Origin of the sequence: Rhodanobacter sp. OR92 (genome assembly GCF_000427545.1) — a bacterium.
Taxonomy (GTDB): Bacteria; Pseudomonadota; Gammaproteobacteria; order Xanthomonadales; family Rhodanobacteraceae; genus Rhodanobacter; species Rhodanobacter denitrificans.
Map to the genome: position 1 here is coordinate 14,115 of NZ_ATYF01000016.1, position 22,046 is coordinate 36,160.

General features: G+C 67.0%; 15 protein-coding genes. 9 read left to right on the plus strand and 6 right to left on the minus strand.

What is annotated here, in order from left to right:
- Positions 1–11: 11 nt before the first annotated feature.
- Complete coding sequence (ahpC, locus tag RHOOR92_RS0109790) at positions 12–575, minus strand: alkyl hydroperoxide reductase subunit C (RefSeq protein ID WP_007509885.1); 564 nt, start codon at positions 573–575, stop codon at positions 12–14.
- A 181-nt stretch (positions 576–756) separates the two neighbouring features.
- A complete protein-coding gene (locus tag RHOOR92_RS0109795) occupies positions 757–2,073 on the minus strand; it encodes a dicarboxylate/amino acid:cation symporter (RefSeq protein ID WP_015447468.1) in 1,317 nt (438 codons plus the stop codon).
- Between the two features lie 163 nt (positions 2,074–2,236).
- On the opposite strand from RHOOR92_RS0109795, the gene prpB reads away from it, so the two are divergent.
- The 3 genes from prpB to RHOOR92_RS0109810 all read left to right on the plus strand — a co-directional run bounded on the left by prpB (position 2,237) and on the right by RHOOR92_RS0109810 (position 5,261).
- A complete protein-coding gene (gene prpB, locus RHOOR92_RS0109800) occupies positions 2,237–3,121 on the plus strand; it encodes a methylisocitrate lyase (protein ID WP_007509881.1) in 885 nt (294 codons plus the stop codon).
- Between the two features lie 128 nt (positions 3,122–3,249).
- On the plus strand, positions 3,250–4,395 hold the full coding sequence (gene prpC, locus RHOOR92_RS0109805) for a 2-methylcitrate synthase (protein WP_027490154.1): 1,146 nt from the start codon (positions 3,250–3,252) through the stop codon (positions 4,393–4,395).
- Between the two features lie 380 nt (positions 4,396–4,775).
- On the plus strand, positions 4,776–5,261 hold the full coding sequence (locus RHOOR92_RS0109810; protein ID WP_231378362.1) for a hypothetical protein: 486 nt from the start codon (positions 4,776–4,778) through the stop codon (positions 5,259–5,261).
- 51 nt (positions 5,262–5,312) lie between these two features.
- On the opposite strand, the gene RHOOR92_RS0109815 is transcribed toward RHOOR92_RS0109810, so the two are convergent.
- Entirely contained in the window at positions 5,313–6,002 is a 690-nt protein-coding gene (locus RHOOR92_RS0109815; protein WP_027490156.1) for a TerC family protein, read from the minus strand.
- A 283-nt stretch (positions 6,003–6,285) separates the two neighbouring features.
- On the opposite strand from RHOOR92_RS0109815, the gene RHOOR92_RS0109820 reads away from it, so the two are divergent.
- The 3 genes from RHOOR92_RS0109820 (at position 6,286) to RHOOR92_RS0109830 (ending at position 10,137) form a co-directional block, all read left to right on the plus strand.
- A complete protein-coding gene (locus tag RHOOR92_RS0109820; protein WP_007509873.1) occupies positions 6,286–7,737 on the plus strand; it encodes a bifunctional 2-methylcitrate dehydratase/aconitate hydratase in 1,452 nt (483 codons plus the stop codon).
- A gap of 365 nt (positions 7,738–8,102) precedes the next feature.
- Positions 8,103–9,227, plus strand: a complete 1,125-nt coding sequence (locus RHOOR92_RS0109825; RefSeq protein WP_007509871.1) for an OmpA family protein — start codon at positions 8,103–8,105, stop codon at positions 9,225–9,227.
- Positions 9,228–9,348: 121 nt separating this feature from the next.
- A complete protein-coding gene (locus RHOOR92_RS0109830; RefSeq protein WP_051281181.1) occupies positions 9,349–10,137 on the plus strand; it encodes a pseudouridine synthase in 789 nt (262 codons plus the stop codon).
- 69 nt (positions 10,138–10,206) lie between these two features.
- On the opposite strand, the gene kbl is transcribed toward RHOOR92_RS0109830, so the two are convergent.
- From kbl to tdh, 3 genes are all read right to left on the minus strand, one after another.
- Positions 10,207–11,406: a glycine C-acetyltransferase gene (kbl, locus tag RHOOR92_RS0109835; RefSeq protein WP_007509868.1), complete on the minus strand. Its 1,200-nt coding sequence runs from the start codon at positions 11,404–11,406 to the stop codon at positions 10,207–10,209.
- 87 nt (positions 11,407–11,493) lie between these two features.
- Positions 11,494–15,150, minus strand: a complete 3,657-nt coding sequence (locus RHOOR92_RS0109840) for a DUF748 domain-containing protein (RefSeq protein ID WP_027490158.1) — start codon at positions 15,148–15,150, stop codon at positions 11,494–11,496.
- A gap of 136 nt (positions 15,151–15,286) precedes the next feature.
- Positions 15,287–16,321 carry an L-threonine 3-dehydrogenase gene (gene tdh / locus RHOOR92_RS0109845; RefSeq protein ID WP_015447474.1) on the minus strand — a complete coding sequence of 345 codons (1,035 nt, stop codon included), beginning with the start codon at positions 16,319–16,321 and terminating at the stop codon, positions 15,287–15,289.
- Positions 16,322–16,473: 152 nt separating this feature from the next.
- Between tdh and RHOOR92_RS0109850 the strand changes: the two genes are divergently transcribed.
- The 3 genes from RHOOR92_RS0109850 (at position 16,474) to miaA (ending at position 21,959) form a co-directional block, all read left to right on the plus strand.
- Complete coding sequence (locus tag RHOOR92_RS0109850; protein WP_027490159.1) at positions 16,474–18,633, plus strand: S46 family peptidase; 2,160 nt, start codon at positions 16,474–16,476, stop codon at positions 18,631–18,633.
- 115 nt (positions 18,634–18,748) lie between these two features.
- Positions 18,749–20,911: a S46 family peptidase gene (locus tag RHOOR92_RS0109855; RefSeq protein WP_027490160.1), complete on the plus strand. Its 2,163-nt coding sequence runs from the start codon at positions 18,749–18,751 to the stop codon at positions 20,909–20,911.
- Positions 20,912–20,990: 79 nt separating this feature from the next.
- Complete coding sequence (miaA, locus tag RHOOR92_RS0109860) at positions 20,991–21,959, plus strand: tRNA (adenosine(37)-N6)-dimethylallyltransferase MiaA (RefSeq protein ID WP_007509858.1); 969 nt, start codon at positions 20,991–20,993, stop codon at positions 21,957–21,959.
- Positions 21,960–22,046 lie beyond the last annotated feature (87 nt).

A 22,046-nucleotide genomic window follows, 5' to 3' on the forward strand; every position in this document is an offset into this window, starting at 1 on the left:
CGCGGTGATGCTTAGATCTTGCCGACCAGGTCCAGCGACGGCGCCAGGGTCTTCTCGCCTTCCTTCCACTTGGCCGGGCACACTTCGCCCGGGTGGCTGGCGACGTACTGCGCGGCCTTGACCTTGCGCAGCAGTTCCTTGGCGTCGCGGCCGATGCCGCCGGCGGTGATCTCGACGATCTGGATCTTGCCCGACGGGTCGATCACGAAAGTGCCGCGATCGGCCAGGCCGGCTTCCTCGATCATCACTTCGAAGTTGCGACTGATCGTGCCGGTGGGGTCGCCGACCATGGTGTACTGGATCTTCTTCACCGCGTCGGAGGTGTCGTGCCAGGCCTTGTGCGCGAAGTGGGTGTCGGTGGACACCGAGTAGATCTCCACGCCCAACTGCTGGAACTCGGCGTAGTTGTCGGCCAGGTCTTCCAGTTCGGTCGGGCAGACGAAGGTGAAGTCGGCCGGGTAGAAGAACACGACCGACCACTTGCCCTTCAGGTTGGCGTCGGTGACTTCAATGAACTGGCCGGCCTTGAGGGCCTGGGCCTTGAACGGTTTCACTTCGGTGTTGATCAGGGACATCGTTGCTTGCTTCCCGTGGTGGTTGGAGGATGGAGGAATGCTACGGCCTGCGATTTCATAAATCTAATTGATTGTCGACATGGTTGCGATTGGCCGTAGCTATCGTTCGGCCATCCATGATGGTGAGGCCGGGCGGGGCAGCTTCAAGGCCCCGCCGCCCGGCCGCGCCACGTGCGAGGAGTTACGGCGCGGCCGCGAGCCGCTCGCGCAGTTGGTGGTCGACCACCGTGGCGGTGACGATGTCGCTGCCCACGTTCACCGTGGTGCGCATCATGTCGAGGATGCGATCGACGCCGATGATGATGCCGATGCCCTCCGGCGGAATGCCGAACGTGGCCAGCAGGCCGGCGATCATCGGCAGCGAACCGCCCGGGATGCCGGCCACGGCCACCGCGCTGAGCACCGACAGCAGCATCAGGATGGCCTGGTGGCTCAGGGTGAGTTCCACGCCGAACGCCTGGGCCACGAACAGCACCACGCAGCCCTCGAACAACGCGGTGCCGCTCATGTTCATGGTGGCGCCCAGTGGCAGCACGAAGCCGGCCGTGCTAGGCGCCAGCTTCAGCTCGTCGTGCGCCACCGCCAGCGAGGCGGGCAGGCAGGCGTTGCTGGAGCTGGTCGAGAACGCGGTGATCAGCAGCGGCCGGATCTGCCGGAAATACTCCGGTGGCGAGCGCCCGGCCAGGAAGCGCAGCCACAGCGACATGGTGCCGAACAGGTGCAGCGCCAGCGCCACGGCGCAACCGACCACGAACACCGAAAGCGCCAGCAGCACGTCCACGCCAACCTTGACGATCACGCTGTAGATCATCGCCGGCACCGCGTACGGCGCCAGTTCCAGCGCGAAGCCGACGATCTTCGTCATCAGGTCGGTGATGGTATCCAGCGCGACCTGCACGCGCTTGCGCTCCTTCTCGCGCAACTGGGTGGCGGCCGCGCCGACCAAGATCGCGAACACGATCAGCGGCAGCACGTCGCCCAGCGCGTCGCGGCTGGGGCCGGCCACCGCGCCGAGCAGGTTGCGCGGCATGAACATCTCCACCAGCGTGCCGAAACTCATGCCGGGCTGGGCCGCCTTCCTGTCGATCGACTGCTGCGCGCTGCCGCCATATTCCTGCATCAGCTGGATGCGCGCCTGCTCGTCCAGGTGGTGGCCCGGCTGCACCGTGTTCATCATCGCCAAGCCGATCGCCACGGCGATGCCCATATTGAGGAAGAACAGCAGGAAGGTCCGGCCAGCCAGCGGGCCGAGCCGGTCCAGCCGGCCGAGCTGGGCCACGCCGGAGGCCAGCGAGGTGAACACCAGCGGGATCACCACGAAGAACAGCATGCGCAGGAAGATCTGCCCGAACGGGTCGAACACCGCGCCGGACACCTTCTGCATCAGTGCCAGCGTGGGCGGGTGCAGTTGGCCGATGCCCAGCGTGACCACGGCGGCCAGCACGCCGATCACCAGGCCCCAAAGGATGCGTTTTGCGAGAGGAGTCGATGTGCTCATCCGGCTGAATGTACGGGGTGGCGGCGGATTCGTCACGCAGGAACTTGCGTCGCGGCATGGGCTCAGCCGGACCGGTGCCGTGGCGGCTCGTCGCGCATGGCGGAAGGTCCAATCCCGGCCACGGACTGGCATGGGCTAAAATGACCGCTTTGATGGAGGCCACATGACACAGCCAGCATCTCCCGGCGCACGTTTTCGCGCCGCCGTCGCCGCCGAACAGCCCCTGCAGGTGATGGGCGCGATCACCGCCTACGCCGGCCTGATGGCCAAGCGGGTCGGCTACAAGGCGTTGTACCTGTCCGGCGGCGGCGTGGCCGCCAATTCGCTGGGCATGCCCGACCTGGGCATCAGCACGATGGAAGACGTGCTCACCGACGCGCGGCGCATCGTCGATGCCACGCAGCTGCCGCTGCTGGTCGACATCGACACCGGCTGGGGCGGCGCCTTCAACATCGCGCGCGCGATCCGTTCCTTCATCAACGTCGGCGTGGCCGCGGTGCACATCGAGGACCAGGTCGGCCAGAAGCGTTGCGGCCATCGTCCGGGCAAGGAAGTGGTGCCGAAGGAGGAGATGGTCGATCGCGTGAAGGCGGCGGTGGATGCGCGCACCGAGCCGGGCTTCGTGATCATGGCGCGCACCGACGCGGCGGCAAAGGAGGGCATCGACGCGGCGATCGAGCGCGCGGTGGCCTACGTCGAGGCCGGCGCCGACATGATCTTCCCCGAGGCGATGAGGACGCTGGACGACTACCGCAAGTTCAAGGCCGCGGTGAAGGTGCCGATCCTGGCCAACCTCACCGAGTTCGGCTCCACTCCGTTCTTCACCACCGACGAATTGCGCGAAGCCGGCGTGGACATCGCGCTGTACTGCTGCGGCGCCTACCGCGCGATGAACAAGGCCGCGCTGAACTTCTACGAGACCGTGCGCCGCGAAGGCACCCAGAAGAACATCATCGACACCCTGCAGACGCGCGAGCAGCTGTACGACTTCCTCGGCTACCACGCCTACGAGGACAAGCTCGACTCGCTGTTCTCGCAGAAGGGCTGACCACCATTGCGGTAGGAGCCCGCTTGCGGGCGATGCTCTGCCTTCGGGGTGCACCAGAGCAGGAGCATCGCCCGCAAGCGGGCTCCTACCGAAATCGAAAGAACAAACCTGCACCCTGGAGATTTCCGATGAGCGAACAAGTCCTGCCCAAGGCCAAGAAATCCGTCGCCCTGTCCGGCGTGGCCGCGGGTAACACCGCGCTGTGTACGGTCGGCCGCAGCGGCAACGACCTGCATTACCGCGGCTACGACATCCACGACCTCGCGGCCAGGGGCTGCTTCGAGGAAGTGGCCTACCTGCTGGTGCACGGCGTGCTGCCGAACTGGACCGAGCTGCAGAACTACAAGGCCAAGTTGAAGCGCCTGCGCGGCCTGCCGGCGCCGGTGAAGGCCGCGATGGAGCTGCTGCCGGCCGCCACCCACCCGATGGACGTGTTGCGCACCGGCTGCTCGGTGCTCGGCACCGTGCTGCCGGAGAAGGACGACCACAACGTCACCGGCGCACGCGACATCGCCGATCGCCTGATGGCCAGCTTCGGCTCGATGCTGCTGTACTGGTACCACTTCAGCCACAACGGCAAGCGCATCGAGGCCGAGACCGACGACGACTCGATCGCCGCGCACTTCCTGCATCTGCTGCACGGGCGCAAGCCGAGCGACCTGCACGCGCAGTCGCTGGACAAGTCGCTGGTGCTGTACGCCGAGCACGAGTTCAATGCCTCGACCTTCGCCGCCCGCGTCATCGCCGGCACCGGTTCGGACATCTACTCGGCGATCACCGGCGCGATCGGCGCGCTGCGCGGCCCGAAGCACGGCGGCGCGAACGAGGTGGCGATGGAGATCATCGCGCGCTACCGCAACGCCAATGACGCGGAGGCCGACATCCGTGCCCGCGTCGAGCGCAAGGAGATCATCATCGGCTTCGGCCACCCGGTGTATACCGTGTCCGACCCGCGCAACGAGATCATCAAGGAAGTCTCGCGCAAGCTGTGCACCGACGGCGGCAACCCGACCCTGTTCGACGTTTCCGAACGGATCGAGAAGGTGATGGGCGAGCTCAAGAAGATGTTCCCGAACCTCGACTGGTTCTCGGCCAGCGCGTACCACATGATGGGCGTGCCCACCGCGATGTTCACGCCGCTGTTCGTGATCGCGCGCACCTCCGGCTGGAGCGCGCACGTGATCGAACAGCGCCAGGACGGCAAGATCATCCGCCCCAGCGCGAACTACACCGGCCCGGAAGACCAGGCCTACGTGCCGATCGACAAGCGCTGAGCAGGGACTTTCCTGATACGCGAACGGGAGCCGCAAGGCTCCCTTTCCGTATCGGGGACGAAAAAATTCTTGAACCGAAACTGACTCGGCGCATGGCCACTTTCGGCCACGCGGAGCGCAGGGTTCTCGTGCCGTATCACTCCGGTTACAGGGTGTAAGCATCGTGTTGCCGGGTCGTCCGATGTCGCCGGGCGAAGCCGCCGCGCGGTTGGCGGGCATGGCGACAGGGAACCATGTTGCAGCGGTGAGTCAGCTCCCGGGTTCATGAGAATGAACCGGACTATCGTCCGTTGGTCGACTTGTCGCCCAGTGGGCTGATTTTTCTACGGTTCGCGCCGACGCAGACGGGGCTTTCCGAGTGGCCCGGGATTTGCGTCGAGGTGTTTGCTGCAAAGCAGGCAAGAAACAGGGGGCTGCCGCTGCAGTTGCCGACCGGCTCTGGCTTCTACGCGCTGCAGCCGGGAGTGACCTGGCTGTTCCCGTCCGACCCGGTGGTGTTCTTCGGCAACCTCAGTTACCTGCACAACTTCCCGCGCCACAACGTCAGCCGTACCGTACTGCTGGGCGGCAAGGAGCCGCTGGGCACGGTGCGGGTGGGCGACATTGTCGATGTCAGCGTCGGCATGGGCCTGGCCTTGAACGACAAGGCATCAATCAGCATCGGCTACGACCAGAGCTTCATCGGCATCACCAAACAGAACGGCAAGACCGTGCCCGGTTCGGCCAAGAGCGTGCTGGGCACCTTGCTGATCGGCGGCTCCTATCGCTTCAGCGACAGGCGCAGCATGAACTTCACGCTCGGTGTCGGCGTGACCCGCGATACGCCCGACGCCACCGTGACGGTCAGGGTGGCGATGATGTACTGAGCGCGCCGCAGGGGTCTTCGGCGTGCGTGCGTCGATGCGCCCCGTGATGCCTCAGCTGACCGAAAGTTTCAGGCGCTGCCGTCGCCGCTGCACCAGCCAGCCACCGCCGCAGATGCCGATCACCGCCAGCGCGTCCAGCGCGTACTTCGCCCAGGCGTGCGCATCGAACCAGCCGCTGAGCAGATGGTCGTGGGCGATCATGCGCCCGGCCGTGATCGCGATCGCCGCGGCGCCGATGTACATGATGATGGGGAAGCGGTCGATCAGCTTCAGGATCAGGGTCGAGCCCCAGACCACCAGCGGCACGCTGATCAGCAAGCCGAGGATGACCAGCAGCAGGTGCCCCTTCGAGGCGCCGGCGATCGCCAGCACATTGTCCAGGCCCATCAGCGCGTCGGCGGCGATGATCGTGCGCAACGCACTCCAGAACGTGTTGCCGGCCTTGATGTCCGGGCCGTGCTCGTCGCCGTGGTTCAGCAGCTTCCAGGCGATCGGCAGCAGCAGCACGCCGCCGGCCAGCATCAGTCCCGGCAGCTTCAGCAGGTAGACCACCACGGCGGTCAGCGCGAAACGGACCGCGACAGCACCGAACGTGCCCCAGAACACTGCCTTCTTCTGTAGTTCCCGGGGCAGGCGACTGGCGGCCATGGCGATGACGATGGCGTTGTCGCCGGCCAGCACGAGGTCGAGCAGGACGATGGCTAGCAGGCCGGAGAAGAAGTCGGGAGCAGTGAAGTTCATGGATGTTTCCGTGCGCGTCGGACGATGCAGTGGCCACGGGCGCGCGCGGCCCGTGGCCACCGCAAAAGTCTCGTTCGCAGGACAACTGCCGGGTGACCGGAGCGATGCTTCGCTCGTGTTGACGATCACTGCACCGCGGCGGACAAGCCTGCCGCGGGAACTACTCCCTTTTGGGCGAGCGGGAATTGTCGGGGCGCGGCATGGTCGCGGTCAAGCGACGCACGGGAGATCCTCGCTCCCGTAGTCGGCTAAAATGGCAGTTTTCCCGCCGCGAGATTTCATCATGAGTGCGCACGACATCCGTTCCGCCGTCCGTCCCGATCCCGACCAGCCGCTGGTCGACATCGCCGATTACGTGGTCAACTACCAGATCGACTCCAAGGAGGCCTACGACACCGCGCGCTACATGCTGCTGGACTCGCTGGGCACCGCGATGCTGGCGATGAAGTTTCCCGAATGCGTGAAGCACCTCGGCCCGCTGGTGCCGGGCGCCACGCTGCCGGGCGGTGCACGCGTGCCGGGCACCAGCCACGAGCTGGATCCGGTGCAGGCCGCGTTCGCGATCGGCACGCAGATCCGCTGGCTCGATTTCAACGACACCTGGCTGGCGGCCGAGTGGGGCCATCCGTCTGACAACCTCGGCAGCATCCTGGCGGTGGGCGACTACCTCAGCCGCAAGGCGGAGCGCGAAGGCAGCCGGCCGCTGACCGTACGCGACGTACTGGGTTACGCCATCAAGGCGCACGAGATCCAGGGCTGCTACGCGCTGCTGAACAGCTTCAACCGGGTCGGCCAGGACCACGTGATCCTGGTGCGGCTGGCCTCCACTGCGGTGGCCACCGCCATGCTCGGCGGCGACAAGGAGCAGATCACCACCGCGGTGTCGCACAGCTGGATCGACAACGGTGCGTTGCGCACCTATCGCCATGCACCGAACACCGGCCCGCGCAAGAGCTGGGCCGCCGGCGACGCCTGCCGCCGCGCGGTGACCCATGCGATCAACGCGGTATATCGCGGCGTGGTCGGCTATCCGTCGGCGCTGTCGGCGAAGACCTGGGGCTTCTACGACGTGGCGTTCAAGGGCAAGCCGTTCGAATTCGAGCGCCCGTTCGGCAGCTACGTGATGGAGAACGTGCTGTTCAAGATCAGCTACCCGGCCGAATTCCACGCGCAGACTGCGGTGGAATGCGCGATGAAGCTGCACGACGAAGTCGCCGGCCGACTCGACCAGGTCGCGAAGATCGTCATCGAGACGCAGGAAGCCGGTTGCCGGATCATCGACAAGACCGGACCGCTGGCGAACTACGCCGACCGCGACCACTGCATCCAGTACATGGTGGCGGTGCCGCTGATCTTCGGTCGGCTGGTGGCCAGCGACTACAACGACGAGGTAGCTGCCGATCCCCGCATCGACGCACTGCGCGACCGGATGACGGTGGTCGAGAACCCGCAGTTCACGCGCGACTACTTCGATCCCGCCAGGCGCTATATCGGCAATTCGGTGCAGGTGTTCTTCAAGGATGGCAGCAGCACGGAAAAGGTCTCGATCGATTATCCGATCGGCCATCGCACGCGCCGCGCCGAGGGCATTCCGGTATTGCTGCGCAAGTTCGAGGCGGCCATGCGTGGCCATTTGCCGGCGCATCAGGTCCAGGCAATCATGGCGGCCGCGGAGAATCCGGCACGACTGGATGCAATGCCGCTGCATCATTTCCTGGGACTCTTCACATTGTAAAGACGACGTGAGTGGAAGATTAAGGCGGGGACGGAGTCGATTTGGAGGCTGTGTCCCTGCCACCCGTCTGCCATTCCGGCGATGTACGAACGCGACGACTGCATACACCCGGCCGGCACGGGTTTTTCCGAAGGATTCGGGCGTGCGCAAGCCAATGAGCTTTCCTGAACGGAGCTTCACCGGCAAAGGGTTCATTAGCGGTTGAAGCATTTCCTGCTTAACGATTTTGCTACAATCCCCGCCGCTTGCCGCATAAACGCCAAGCAGGGGCTATCGAAAGCTCTGAGTGACGTAGTTCAGTTCTGACGCGCGACTTCCGGTTAGGGTTGAACGGACGCGAAACCTAATAAATGAGGAGACACCTGATGAAACGTAAGGGCTTGTATTTTCTGATTGCGCTGGCCCTGGGCGGCGTAGGTGCCGTTCATGCGCAGGACACGGCTGCTCCCGCCGCTACCGAATCGGCTACCTCGTCCTCCTATGACGGGCGCTGGTATATCGCACCGACCGTGGGCGGTTATTACAACGATACCGACCGCAATACCAATAGCCGCCAGTTCTATTATGGCTTGGGCGTGGGTCGGTTCATTTCGCCGAATGCGTCGATTGATCTTTTCGCGGACCGCACCAAGCGCGATCGCGATTCCCAGGTCGGCGGCGGCAATTGGTCCAATAATGCCGTTGGCGCCGCCGTGCGTTTCTATGCGGGCGACTGGAACGCCTGGCGTCCGTACCTGCTGGCCGGCGTGATGGGCAGCAACCATCATTCGCGCGGTGACAGCGGCTGGTCCCCGGCGGCCGAACTGGGCGGCGGTGTGTCCAAGACGATCACCGACAGCTCCGACGTGCGCATCGAAGCCGGCTACCGCTACGACTGGGACAACAAGACCCAGCCGGCGCAGGACGGCTATGGCGACTGGTTCCTCGGCTTCAGCATCGTGTCGCGCTTCGGCGCTCCGGCTGCCGCCGCCCCGGCTCCGGTTGCGGCAACCCCGCCGCCGGCCGACTGCTCCACGAAGGACAGCGACGGCGACGGCGTCAATGATTGCGAAGACAAGTGCCCGGGCACGGCTGCCGGCACGATCGTCGGTCCGGATGGCTGCCCGCAGAAGGTCGTGATCGACCTGCGTGGCGTGAACTTCAAGTACGACCGCCCGAAGAAGGGCGAGACCGACATCTCGAAGTCGCTGGCCGAGCCGAGCGCCGATTCGATCGCCGTGCTGAACCAGGCCATCGACACCCTGCAGCGCTACCCGCAGGTGAAGGTGACGGTTGCCGGCTACACCGACTCGAAGGGCACCGACGAGTACAACCAGGCCCTGTCCGAGCGTCGCGCCTCGATCGTCTACAACTACCTGACCAGCCACGGCATCGCTGCCAGCCGTCTGGAAGGCCCGATCGGCCATGGCGAGAGCAACCCGATCGGTGACAACGCCACCGATGCCGGTCGTGCGCAGAATCGTCGCACGGAGCTGCAGGTTCAGCAGTAATCGGATCGCGGCAACACGCAATGAAAAAACCCGGCTTCGGCCGGGTTTTTTTTACTCGTCAGCCATCGATGCATGGTGCGCATCCTTGTCGTGCCGTGGTCGTGACCGATACGCTAGCGCGATGCCCCGTCCGCCTCCTTCTCGCGCTGTGCCTTCTGCTGCGTCCGTGCAGCCACCACGGCATGGGTTGGCCCGCGTGCTGTCCAAGCTGGGTGCCTGCTCGCGCAGCCAAGCCGAACAGTGGATCCGTGCCGGTCGCGTCAGCGTGGACGGGCGGGTGGTGCGCGATCCGTACCAGCCGACCTTGATCGATCGGCAGCAGGTTGCCGTCGATGGCCAGCCGGTGAAGTCGGCCGAATACGTCTATGTCGCCTTCAACAAGCCGCGCGGACTCGTGGTCAGTGCGGCCGACGAGCATGGCCGCGCTACCGTGTACACCGCGCTGGCGGCCGCCGGCCTGCCGTGGCTGGGGCCGGTGGGGCGGTTGGACAAGGCCAGCGAAGGCCTGCTGCTGCTGAGCAATGACACCACTTGGGCGGCCGGCATCACCGATCCGGCCACGCACCTGGACAAGACCTACCACGTGCAGGTGGCCGGCCAGCCGGATGCCGCGGTGCTGGCGGCGATGCTGACGGGTATCCACGAGGGTGGCGACCTGCTGAAGGCGCGCCGGGTCACGTTGCTGCGCGCGGGCGAGAAGAATGCCTGGCTGGAGGTGGTACTCGACGAAGGTCGCAACCGGCATATCCGCCGGTTGCTGGCGGCGCTGGGCTTCGATGTGCTGCGGCTGATCCGGGTGGCGATCGGGCCGCTGGTCCTGGGCGAACTGGTGAAGGGCCAGTGGCGCCGGCTGGGTGCCGACGAAGTGGGCGCACTCGACGCCCGCAAAGGCCGAGTGCCGTCCCTGTAGCGCAGGCATCGCCCGTCGCTCTTGCTGTCAAAAGCCGGCGGGCCGTGCCGTTGCGAAATGATGCAATCGTCAGCCGCCGATCACGCCCAGCTTCCGGGCCACCGTGGTGAAGGCGGCGATCGCGCGGTCGAGATGCTCGCGGGTATGCGCCGCGCTCATCTGCGTGCGGATGCGCGCCTGACCCTGCGGCACCACCGGGTAGAAGAAGCCGGTGACGTAGATGCCTTCCTCCAGCAGTGCAGTGGCCATCGCCTGCGCCTTCGGCGCGTCGTAGATCATCACCGGCACGATCGGATGCACGCCCGGCTTGATGTCGAATCCGGCGGCAGTCATCCGTTCGCGGAAGTAGCGCGTGTTTTCCTTGAGCTTCTCGCGCAGCTCGCCGGCGCTGGAAAGCATGTCGAACACCTTGATCGCGGCAGCCACCACGTGCGGCGGCAGCGAGTTGGAGAACAGGTAGGGGCGCGAGCGCTGGCGCAGCAGCTCGATCACTTCCTTGCGGCCGGTGGTGAAGCCGCCCAGCGCCCCGCCGAGCGCCTTGCCCAGCGTGCCGGTGAAGATGTCGATCTTGTCCATCACGCCGTTGACCTCGGCCGAGCCGCGGCCGCTGTCGCCGAGGAAGCCGGTGCAGTGGCATTCGTCGATGTGCACCATGGCGTCGTATTTCGCCGCCAGCGCGGTGATCTGGTCGAGCTTGGCGATGAAGCCGTCCATCGAGAACGCGCCGTCGGTCGAGATCAGCTTGGTGCGCGCGCCGGCCGCGTCGGCCGCCTGCAGCTGCTGCTCCAGGTCGGCCATGTCGCTGTTGGCGTAGCGGTAGCGTTTGGCCTTGCACAGACGGATGCCGTCGATGATCGAGGCATGATTCAACGCGTCGGAGATCACCGCGTCCTGCTCGCCCAGCAGCGGCTCGAACAGGCCGCCGTTGGCGTCGAAGCAGGCGGCGTAGAGGATGGTGTCCTCGGTACCGAAGAACGCGGCGATCTTCGCTTCCAGCTGCTTGTGCAGGTCCTGCGTGCCGCAGATGAAGCGCACGCTGGCCATGCCGAAACCGTGGCTGTCCAGCGCATCCTTGGCGGCCTGGATTACCGCAGGATGGTCGGCCAGGCCGAGGTAGTTGTTGGCGCAGAAGTTCAACACCTTGCGGCCGCCTTCCAGCTCGATCTCGGCGGATTGCGGCGAGACGATGATGCGCTCGGCCTTGAACAGGCCCTGGTCGCGGATGGCGTCGAGTTCGCTGGCGTAGCGCGCCTTGGCTGAGTAGCTCATGGGGGATTCCGGCCGGTGGGCAAAGCGCTATTTTGACCGTTTGGCGCCGTGCTGGGAAGGAAGCCACGGCGCCGGCGCCTGCGCGCGCTACTGCTTCAGGCTGAAATCCACGCGCGTGGTCTTGCCCTTGTCGTCGATGCCCTGGGCGTCGAGCTTCGGTTCCTGCAGCGACACGCGCGTGTCGTCCAGCTTGCCCGCCAACCAGGCCTGCACCGCGGCGGCGCGGCGCTCGGCCAGCGTGCGCATGGCCTTGGCATCCACCGGCACGTTGGTTTCCATCAGGCTGCGCATCTCGTCCGGTTCGAGCGACTTCTTCAGGCCGAGGAAGTTGCGCGGCTTGTCCTGGATGTCGTCGTGGCGATAGGCGCGCCGGAGGTACTTCTCGTATTCGTCCGGGGTGACGTTGACCGCGGCCAGCGCCGCATCCGAGGTGTCGGCGTTCTTGCCCGCAGTGTCCAGCGCCTTCTCGCGGCGCACCAGGTTGTCCACCGTGACCTTGCGCAGGCCGTCCTGATCCTTGCCCGGGTCGACCCGGCCGATGATGCCGAGCTTCAGCGAGGGCTTTTGCTGCAGCAGCGCCACGACCTTGCCCAGGCGCTCCTGCGCCTTCGCGTCGAGCACCGCCGAGCCCGGCGCGAACTCGACGTAGCCGAGGTCTTCATGGCTGCCGCCGAAGGCGCCGGCCAGCAGGCGGAACGGCGCGGTGGCGGCCTTGGCGATCAGGTTGCCGATGGCGCGCCAGATCAGCCCGCCCAGGCTGAACTGCGGGTCGTCCAGCGAGCCGGACACCGGCAGGTTCACGTCGATGTTGCCCTGGGTGTCCTTGAGCAGCGCCACCGCCAGCTTCACCGGCAGGTGCTTGATGCCCGGGCTCTCGTTGCGCGCACCGAAGGTGAGCTGGGTGATGAAGATGTGGTTGTCCGCATCGAGCTTGCGCTGATCCAGCACGTAGTGGACGTCCATGTTGAGCTTGCCGGCGGTGATCGGGTAGCCGGTGTACTTGGTGGAGTAGGCGGCAAGGTGGGTGAGCTCCACCTCGTTGGCCTTGCCCTTGATGTCCAGGAACGCCACCGGCTGCAGCGGGTTGATGCTGCCGTCGATGTCCACCGGCGAGTCATCGTCCAGCGCCGCCTGCACCGACAGCTCGGCCGGCGGATCGCCCGGGGTGGTGCCGAACGCGTCGATCCGGCCGGTGAGCTTGGTGAGGTTGGCGGAGTAGTTGGGCTTGATGAAGTTGTCGGTGTAGTTGAGCTGGCCGTTGACCAGGGTGATGCCGCCGATATGGATGTCGGCCGGGGACGCCGCCGGTGCCGCGGCTGCCGTGAGCGACGTACCGGTGGCCGCCGCCGGTGCGGGCGTCGCGGGCTTCGGCGGTGGCGCGGTCGGCGTGGCGGCGGCGCGGGTCACCGACACCGGCGCGGCCTCGGGCGAGGCGACCACGTCGGACAGGTTCAGCTTGCCGTCCGCGTTGATGATCATGCGCGCGTAGAACGAGGTGAGCGTCAGCGTGCCGACGTGCACGCGCGGCGCGCCATGGCCGATCTCGGCGTCGAGGCTGGAGGCGCTGAGCGTGCGCCAGCGCAGGAAGTCGTCGCCGCTGAGCTTGTCCTGCACGCGCACGCGTTCCAGCGCGGCGTTGCCGCGGTAGCGCAGCGTCGGCGTGTCGCCACGGCCGTCGTAGTGCAGCTTGCCGTTGCTGGTGAGCCTGGCGTCGGCCACGCTGACATTCAGCGGCACGCTGATGTACGGCTCGAAGCGGGCGATGTCCAGCCGCCGGGTGTCCAGCTGCAGGTCGGCGCCCAATGGCGAGGGGCGCAGCGTGCCGGCGGCGGCGAACGTGCCGCGGTCGATGGCGCCTTCCAGCTTGAACGGGCGGGCCTCGCCCAGCTTGTCGCCGAGATTGTCGATGCCGCCCTTGAGCGATTTCAGCTGCACGGCGACGGGTTTGGCGCCGGCGGCTAGGTCAGTGAAGTCGAGCGCAGCATCGTCCAGGCCGAGGTGGGCGATGTTCCAGTGCCAGGGCGGTCCGGGATCCGCTGCGGCCTTGCGCTGGCTGCCCGGTGCCGCCAGCAGTCCCAGCAGGCTGATCGCGCCGTTGCGCTGGCGCCGTACCTTCAGGTCGAGCTTGTTGGCGGTGACCGTGCCCAGCTGCGCCTGGCGGTCGGCCAGGTCGACCAGGCGGATCTCCGCCTGCAGCTGGTGCCAGGCCAGCGGGGCGCCGTACTCCTTCGAGGCTGCCTCGAGCACGAAGTTGCTCACCGTGGTGCGCGCATCGGTCAGCTGCACGTTGACGGCCTTGCCCCAGTCGAGCCGCAGCTGGCCATCGGCGTCGAGCTTGCCCTGGGTCACTCGTGCGGCCATCGGCGGCGCCGCCGCCTGCAGCGGGGCCACGTCCACTTGGCTGATGGCGAGATGGGCCGCCAGCCGGCCGGCGGCCAGATCCAGTGTGCCCTTGGCCGACAGCACGCCGCCGCCGAGCCGGGCAGCCAGGTCGATCCGGCCGACCGGTGCCGGTTGCAGGCTCAGGCCCTGCAGGCTGCCGTGCAGATTGTCGATGGCCAGTTCGTGCTGCGTGGCGTCGGTGTAGCGGATGGCGCTGTTCGTCAGCGCCAGCGAGGCGATGCGCAGGTCGGTCGGCGTCGCCTTGGCGGCGAAGGCGGCCGGTGCCGGGCCGACGGTGAGGCTGTCGAAGTTGCTGTGGCCGCCGGCGCCCCGGGTGTAGTGCAGCCGGGCCTGGTCCAGCCGCAGCGCGCCCAGCCGGTAGCGTGAGAGCAGCGGCTGCACGTCGGCCAGCTCGGCACTGCCATTGCCGAGTTCGAAAATCGGATCGCCGTGGTTGCTGGCCAGTGCGAAGTCATCCAGCTGCAGATGGCCGGTCAGCTGCAATTGCGGCGTGGGTTGGGTCTGCACGAAGTGCAGGTCCAGCTTGCCGCCGAGCCGCCCCTTGCTGATGGCCAGCGGCAGCGGTGCAGGGGCGTAGGCCAGGTAGCGCGGCAGGTCCAGCTGCTCGAACTGGAAATGCACGACCGCTTCGCGGGTATCGGCGAACGGCCTGGTCTGGCCGTCGATGTGCAGCGGGCTGCCGTCCACCTTCATGGCCAGCAGCGGCTGCACGAACACGTCGGTGTCGCTGGGCAGGTTGGCGATGAAGGGGATGCCCAGTTCCAGTTGCTCGACGTGGTGGCTGGCCTTGCCCAACTGGTCGTCGAACCGGAGGTCGCCCGCGTGCACGGCGATGTTGGACAGCGAGAAGCGCGCCGGCGGCGCCTCCGGGTCCGCGGGTTTCGAGGCGTAGCGTTCCAGCAGATCGGTGAAGTTGAAGCGCCCGTCCGCCGTGCGCACGATACGGATCTGCGGGTGCTGCAGGCGCAGTTCGTCCAGCACCGGCGCCCGGCGCAGCAGCGAGGTCCACGAGGCGTTGATCACCGCCTGGTCGACGTCTATGAACGGCGAGCGGCCGTCGCGGTCGGCGATGTGCAGGCGGTCCAACTGCAGGCGCAGGGTGTAGGGGTTGAAGTGCACCCCGCCCAGCGTCACCGGCCGTGACAGGGCCGCGCTGGCGCGCTTCTCGATCTGGGCGCGGATGATCGGCGGGGCGGCGAAGAAGCCGAGCAACCCGAACACCACCAGCACGATGGCGGCGATCAGCGCGGCCTTGCGTGCACGCTGCGAGCGGTACAGCTGCCGGGCCTTGTCGCGGGCCGCCGCCAGGCGGGCACCTGCCATGGAGCGAAGGGCGTTCATGCGGACTTTCCGGTGGCGTCATGGACCGGCGGCACCCGCCGGGCACTTCCTGCAGCCGGCAGCGACCGGCCGCAGGAAGTTTACGCAGATGCCGTGAAACTGGCGACGGCAGGCGGCCGCAATCGTCCGCGCTCGTTCAGCTCCAGGAGCAGACCACCTTGCCGCACTTGCCCGCGTCCATCAGGTCGAAGCCCTTCTGGAAGTCGTCGATGTGGATCTGGTGGGTGAGCACCTTTTGCAGCGGGAAGCCGGTGAGCACCATCTGGGTCATCTTGTACCAGGTCTCGTACATCTTGCGGCCGTAGATGCCCTGCAAAGTGAGGCCTTTGAAGATCACCTTGTCCCAGTCGATGCCGGCGCCCTTGGGCTGGATGCCGAGCAGGGCGATCTTGCCGCCGTGGTACATGCAGTCGAGCATGTCGTTGAACGCGCGCGGGTTGCCGCTCATTTCCAGGCCCACGTCGAAGCCTTCCATGTGCAGGTCCTTCATCACGTCCTTGAGCGACTGGTTGGCCACGTTGACCACGCGGGTGGCGCCCATGTCGGCGGCCAGCTTCAGGCGGTAGTCGTTGACGTCGGTGACCACCACGTTGCGCGCACCCACGTGCTTGGCGATACCGGCGGCGATGATGCCGATCGGGCCGGCGCCGGTGATCAGCACGTCCTCGCCGATCAGGTCGAACTCCAGCGCGCAGTGCGCGGCATTGCCGTAGGGGTCGAAGAACGCGGCCAGTTCGGACGGGATCTGGTCCGGGATCGGCCACAGATTGGAGGCGGGCATGGTCATGTACTCGGCGAACGCGCCGTTGCGGTTCACGCCGATGCCGACCGTGTTCGGGCACAGGTGCTGGCGGCCCGCCCGGCAGTTGCGGCAGTGGCCGCAGACGATGTGGCCCTCGGCGGAGACGCGGTCGCCGACCTTGTAGCCGGTGACGCCCGGGCCGACCTCCACGATGCGGCCGACGAACTCGTGGCCGATGGTCAGGCCCGGCTTGATCGTGCGCTGGCTCCACTCGTCCCACTTGTAGATGTGCAGGTCGGTACCGCAGATCGCGGTCTTCTCGATCTTGATCAGCACCTCGTTCGGGCCGACCTCGGGCAGCGGCACTTCTTCCATCCAGATGCCCTGCTCGGGCTTGCGCTTGACCAGGGCTTTCATCGTCTGCGGCATGGGGAATCCATCGGTTGGCCCGCGATGCGGGCGGGGAAACAGCAATTATAGAGCGCGGCCGTGGGCGACCGCTGCCGGACCGGGATCTTGCCGGCGGCACCTGGGCAAACTATGGTCGCAAGTTTATGCGATTGCTCACGAGGGCGGGTTCGATGCGATTGAAGAGGATGCTGTGGTCCACTGCGGTGGCGATGTCGCTGAGCCCGCTGGCGCAGGCGGACGAGGGCATGTGGATGCCGTCGCAGCTGCCGTCGATCGGCCAGCCGTTGAAGGCGGCCGGCTATCGAGGCGATCCTGCCGCATTGGCTGACCTGACCCGACCGCCGCTCAGCGCGGTGGTCAAGGTCGGCGGCGCCACCGGCGCCTTCGTCAGCGAGCAGGGCTTGGTGCTGACCAACCACCACGTGGCGTTCGGGGTGATCCAGTACAACAGCAACGCGCAGCGCAACCTGATCGAGCAGGGCTACGTGGCGACCGACCGCAGCGAGGAGCTGCCGGCCAATCCCGACTTCCGCCTGCGCGTCACGGTCGGCTTCGAGCAGGTCACCGACCGGGTGCTGGCCCACGCCCGCGGCAAGACCGGCCGCGCCTACTACGACGCGGTGGATGCGGCGGGCAAGGCGCTGGTCGCCGCCTGCGAGCGCGAGGACGGCATGCGCTGCAGCATCGCCACCATGTTCTACGGCCGCGACTTCTACCTGGTGAAGCAGCTGGAGCTGCGCGACGTGCGGCTGGTCTATGCGCCGCCGCGCGCGATCGGCAACTACGGCGACGAGGTGGACAACTTCGTGTGGCCACGCCACAGCGGCGACTTCACCGTGCTGCGCGCCTACGTCGGCCCCGACGGCAAGCCGGCGGATTACTCGAAGGACAATCGGCCGTACACGCCGCCCGCGCATCTCAAGATCGCCCGCGAAGGCGTCAACGAGGGCGACTTCGTGATGCTGGCCGGTTATCCCGGCATCACCTACCGCCATCGCAGCGCCGCCGAGTTCGCCGACCAGGTGCAGTGGCGCCTGCCCGCATCGGTGGCGGCGATGAAGCAGTTGCAGGAGGTGATCGAGGACGCCGGCGAGAAGGATGCGCAGGCAAAAATCCGCTACGCCTCGCAGCTGCAGTCGCTGAAGAACAACATCAAGCGCTTCAGCGGCGAGCTGGAAGGCCTCAAGCGCAGCGACGCGGTGGCGGTGCGACAGCAAGACGAGGCGGCGATGCTGGCCTGGCTGGACAAGCAGGGCACGGCGAAGGCACTGCGCCCGCAGATCGACGCGGCGATGGCGGCGATCGACGCGGGCAACGCCAGCCGCGAGCGCGATCTGTTGCTCGGCCTGCTCCAGTCGCAGACCCAGCTGCTGCGCTCGGCGCTGCGCCTGCAACGGCTGGCGCATGAGCGCGGCAAGCCCGACGCCGAACGCGAGAACGGCTACCAGCAGCGCGACGAGGAGCTGATCGCCAGCGGCCTGCGCCAGGTGCAGCGCCGCTACGATCCGGCGGTCGAGAAGCGCCTGCTGACGGCGCTGCTGACCCGCTATCAGCAACTGCCCGCCGCGCAGCACGTGGCGGAATTCGATGCCGCGTTCGGCCGCACCCCGACCGAGCTGGCGACCACGCTGGATCGGGTCTACGCCGCCACGGCACTGGGCGACGAAGCGCAGCGCCTGCGCTGGATGGACGCCGACGCCGCGGCGCTGGCCACGGCCGACGACAGCCTGCTGCAACTGGCGGCGAAACTGCAGCCCGCGCTGCTGCGCATCGACGACGAACGCAAGGCGCGCGAAGGCGACTTGCTGCGGCTGCGCCCGGCCTACATGCAGGCGCTGATCGCCTATCGCGAGCAGCAGGGCCGCGCGGTGTATCCGGATGCGAACGCCACCCTGCGCGTGAGTTACGGCAAGGTCACGGCGCTGAAGGCGCGCGACGCGGTGGGCTACGCGCCGCTGACCAGTACCGCCGGCATCGTCGAGAAGAACACCGGCGTGGCGCCGTTCGATGCACCGAAGCCGCTGCTGGACGCGATCACCAGGGGTGACTACGCCGGCTATCTGGACCCGAAGTCCGGCAGCATGCCGGTGAACTTCCTCAGCAACCTCGACACCACCGGCGGCAACTCCGGCTCGCCGGTGCTGAACGCGAAGGGCGAGCTGGTCGGACTCAACTTCGACAGCAACTGGGAGGCGGTCAGCGCCAGCTGGATGTTCGACCCGCGCTACAAGCGCGCGATCCACGTCGACCTGCGCTACATGCGCTGGCTGATGGACAAGGTCTATCCGGCGCACTGGCTGCTGCAGGAACTGGGCGTGCCGGCCGGCTGAATGTCGCAGGCATGACTTGCGGCATATGCCGCGGTCAGCCGGCTCGGGCATAAGTCGCAAGTTATTGCGTCACTGTTGCCGGCTTCCCGGAGCCGGCTTTCATCAGGAGATTCCCGTGCGTCGTCTATTGCTCGCTGCCGCCGTATCCGTCGGCCTCATCTCGTCCGCCCATGCCGTCGAAGGCATGTGGCAGCCCGCCCAACTACCGGGCATCGCCGCCACGCTGCAGCAGCACGGCCTGAAGCTGGACCCGAAGACGCTGACCGACCTCACCGCCTACCCGATGGGCGCGATCGTGAGCCTGGGCGGCTGCACCGCCTCCTTCGTCTCGCCCCAAGGCCTGGTGGTGAGCAATCACCACTGCGTCTACGGCGCGCTGCAGCTGAACTCCACGCCGGAAAACAACCTGATCGAGCAGGGCTTCCTGGCGAAGACGAAGGCCGACGAACTCTCCGCGGGCCCGTCCGCGCGCATCTTCGTCACCGAGGAAATCCGTGACGTCACCACGGCGATCACCGCCAAGCTCAATGACGGCATGAGCGGCGCCGAGCGCTACAAGGCGATCGAGCAGGCGACCAAGGAACAGGTCAAGGCGTGCGAGAGCGAAGGCTACCGCTGCGACGTCTACACCTTCCATGGCGGCTACAGCTACCAGCTGATCAAGCAGCTGGAAATCAAGGACGTGCGCCTGGTCTACGCGCCGCCGGAATCGATCGGCAAATTCGGCGGCGACGTCGACAACTGGATGTGGCCGCGCCACACCGGTGACTTCGGCTACCTGCGCGCCTACGTCTCGAAGGACGGCAAGTCGGCCGCCTTCTCGAAGGACAACGTGCCGTACCGGCCGAAGCACGTACTGAAGGTGAACCCGCAGGGCGTGGAAGCAGGCGACTACGTGATGGTGGTCGGCTACCCGGGCCGCACCAACCGCTACCGCCTCGCCGACGAGGTGCAGAGCTCGATCGACTGGGTCTACCCGACCCAGATCAAGGTGTACGAGCACACGCTGAACATAATCAACACCGCCGGCAAGGCCGATCCCAAGGTGGCGGTGAAGTATGCCAGCATGGTCGCCGGCCTCAACAACTACCTGAAGAACTTCGGCGGCCAGCTCGAAGGCCTGCGCCGCGCCGACGCGGTGGCGGTGAAGCGCGCGCAGGAAGCGCAGCTGGAGGCCTGGCTGAAGCAGCAGGGCGGCGCTGGGAACGCCGCACTGGCGGCCGACATCGGCAAGTTGCGCCAGCAGATCGCCGCCGACCGGGCCAATCGCGAACGCGACCTGGCCATTGGTCTGGTCAGCCGCGCCTCGCTGTTCAGTACCGCGGTGCGCCTGACGCACCTGGCGAAGGAGCGCCCGAAGGCCGACCTCGAGCGCGATGCCGGCTACCAGCAGCGCGACTGGGTGCGCATCGAGGGTGGCTTGAAGCAGATGGACCGCCGCTACGACCCGGGCGTCGATCAGCAGTTCATGGTCTACGGCCTCACGCGCTACGTGGCGTTGCCGCCGGCGCAGCGCCTGCCCGCGCTGGACGCGTGGCTGGGCGAGGCGAACACCGAGGCGGCGATCAAGGCAAAGGTCGCGGCGCTGTATGCCGGCAGCAAGCTCGGCAACGCCGACGAGCGCATGAAGTGGTTCGGCGCCGAAAGCAAGGCGATCGACGCCAGTGGCGACAGCATGCTCAGGCTGGCCCGCGCGGTGCAGCCGCAGCTGAAGACGCTGGAAGACGAAGGCGATGCCCGCGCCGGCGAGATGAGCAAGCTGCGTCCGCGCTACATGCAGGCGATGATCGCGTGGAAGAACTCGCAGAAGCTGCCGGTCTATCCGGACGCGAACAGCTCGCTGCGCGTCACCTTCGGCAATGTGCAGGGCGTGGCGCCGCGCGACGGCGTCAGCTACGCGCCGTTCACCACCGCGCAGGGCATCGTCGAGAAGGACACCGGCATCGAGCCGTTCAACTCGCCCAAGGCCGAGCTGGCCGCGATCAAGGCGAAGGCGTTCGACAGCTATGCCTCGCCGAAACTGGGCACGTTGCCGGTCAACTTCCTCGCCGACCTGGACATTACCGGCGGCAACTCCGGCTCGCCGGCGATGGACGCGAACGGCCAACTGGTCGGCCTGGCGTTCGACGGCAACTGGGAGTCGGTCAGCGGCGACTGGCTGTTCAATCCGCAGCTCAACCGCTCGATCCAGGTCGACGTGCGCTACATGCTGTGGGTCATGCACCACCTCGACCACGCCGACAACCTGCTGAAGGAAATGGGCGTGCCGGCGAAGTAAGCCGCTCGTTCGCGCCAGCACCGGGACCCGCGTCGACGACGCGGGCCTCTTGCGTTGCGGCAACCCTTAAACTGTCGCGATGCCGCTCGACACCCGCCCCCTCGCCATCTTCCTGATGGGCCCCACCGCCTCCGGCAAGACCGCGCTGGCCTGCGAGCTGAGCGAGCGGTTTCCGCTGGGCCTGGTCAGCGTCGATTCGGCGCTGGTCTACCGCGGCATGGACATCGGCACGGCGAAACCCGACCCGGCGACGCTGGCGCGCCATCCGCATGCGCTGGTCGACATCCGCGATCCCGGCCAGCCGTATTCGGCGGCGGATTTCTGCGCCGACGCGCTGCCAGCGATGCAGCGGATCAGCGCGCAGGGCAGGGTGCCGCTGCTGGTCGGCGGTACCGGGCTGTACTTCCGCGCGTTGCAGCAGGGGCTGTCCGATTTGCCGGAAGCCGACCCGGTGACCCGCGCGCGACTGGCCGCCGAAGCGCGGCAACTCGGCTGGCCGGCCATGCATGCGCGGCTGGCGATCCTCGATCCGGCCGCCGCCGGCCGAATCGGCTGCAATGACGTGCAGCGCCTGCAGCGCGCACTGGAAGTGATCGAACTGACCGGCCGGCCGCTTTCCGAATTGCAGCGCGGCGGGACGGCGGCACGCTTTCCGTGGCGCGTGCTCAAGCTGGCGCTGCTGCCGGCCGACCGGCGCGTGCTGCATGAGCGCATCGCCCGGCGTTTCGACGCGATGCTGGCGGAAGGTTTCCTGGACGAGGTGCGTGCGCTGCGCGCGCGCGGCGACCTGCACGCCGACCTGCCGGCGATCCGCGCGGTCGGCTACCGCCAGGCGTGGGAACACCTGGACGGCCTGACCGATCCGGCCGAATTCCGCGAGCGCGCCATCTACGCCACCCGCCAGCTGGCCAAGCGGCAGATCACCTGGCTGCGCAGCGACTATGGCGCCCGCCTGTTCGACCCGGACCAGCCCGGCCTGGCCACCCGCGCCGCGGCGGCCGTACGGCTGTTTCTGGACGGGCCGGGCGGTCTGGCGTCGCCAGCGTGACCCAGTGCACTTGCGCCGCGCAAAAATCTTCTTTCATCAAGTATTTGAAAGCAGCTAACATCCCGGTCATGTTGGACCGGGGCGCCA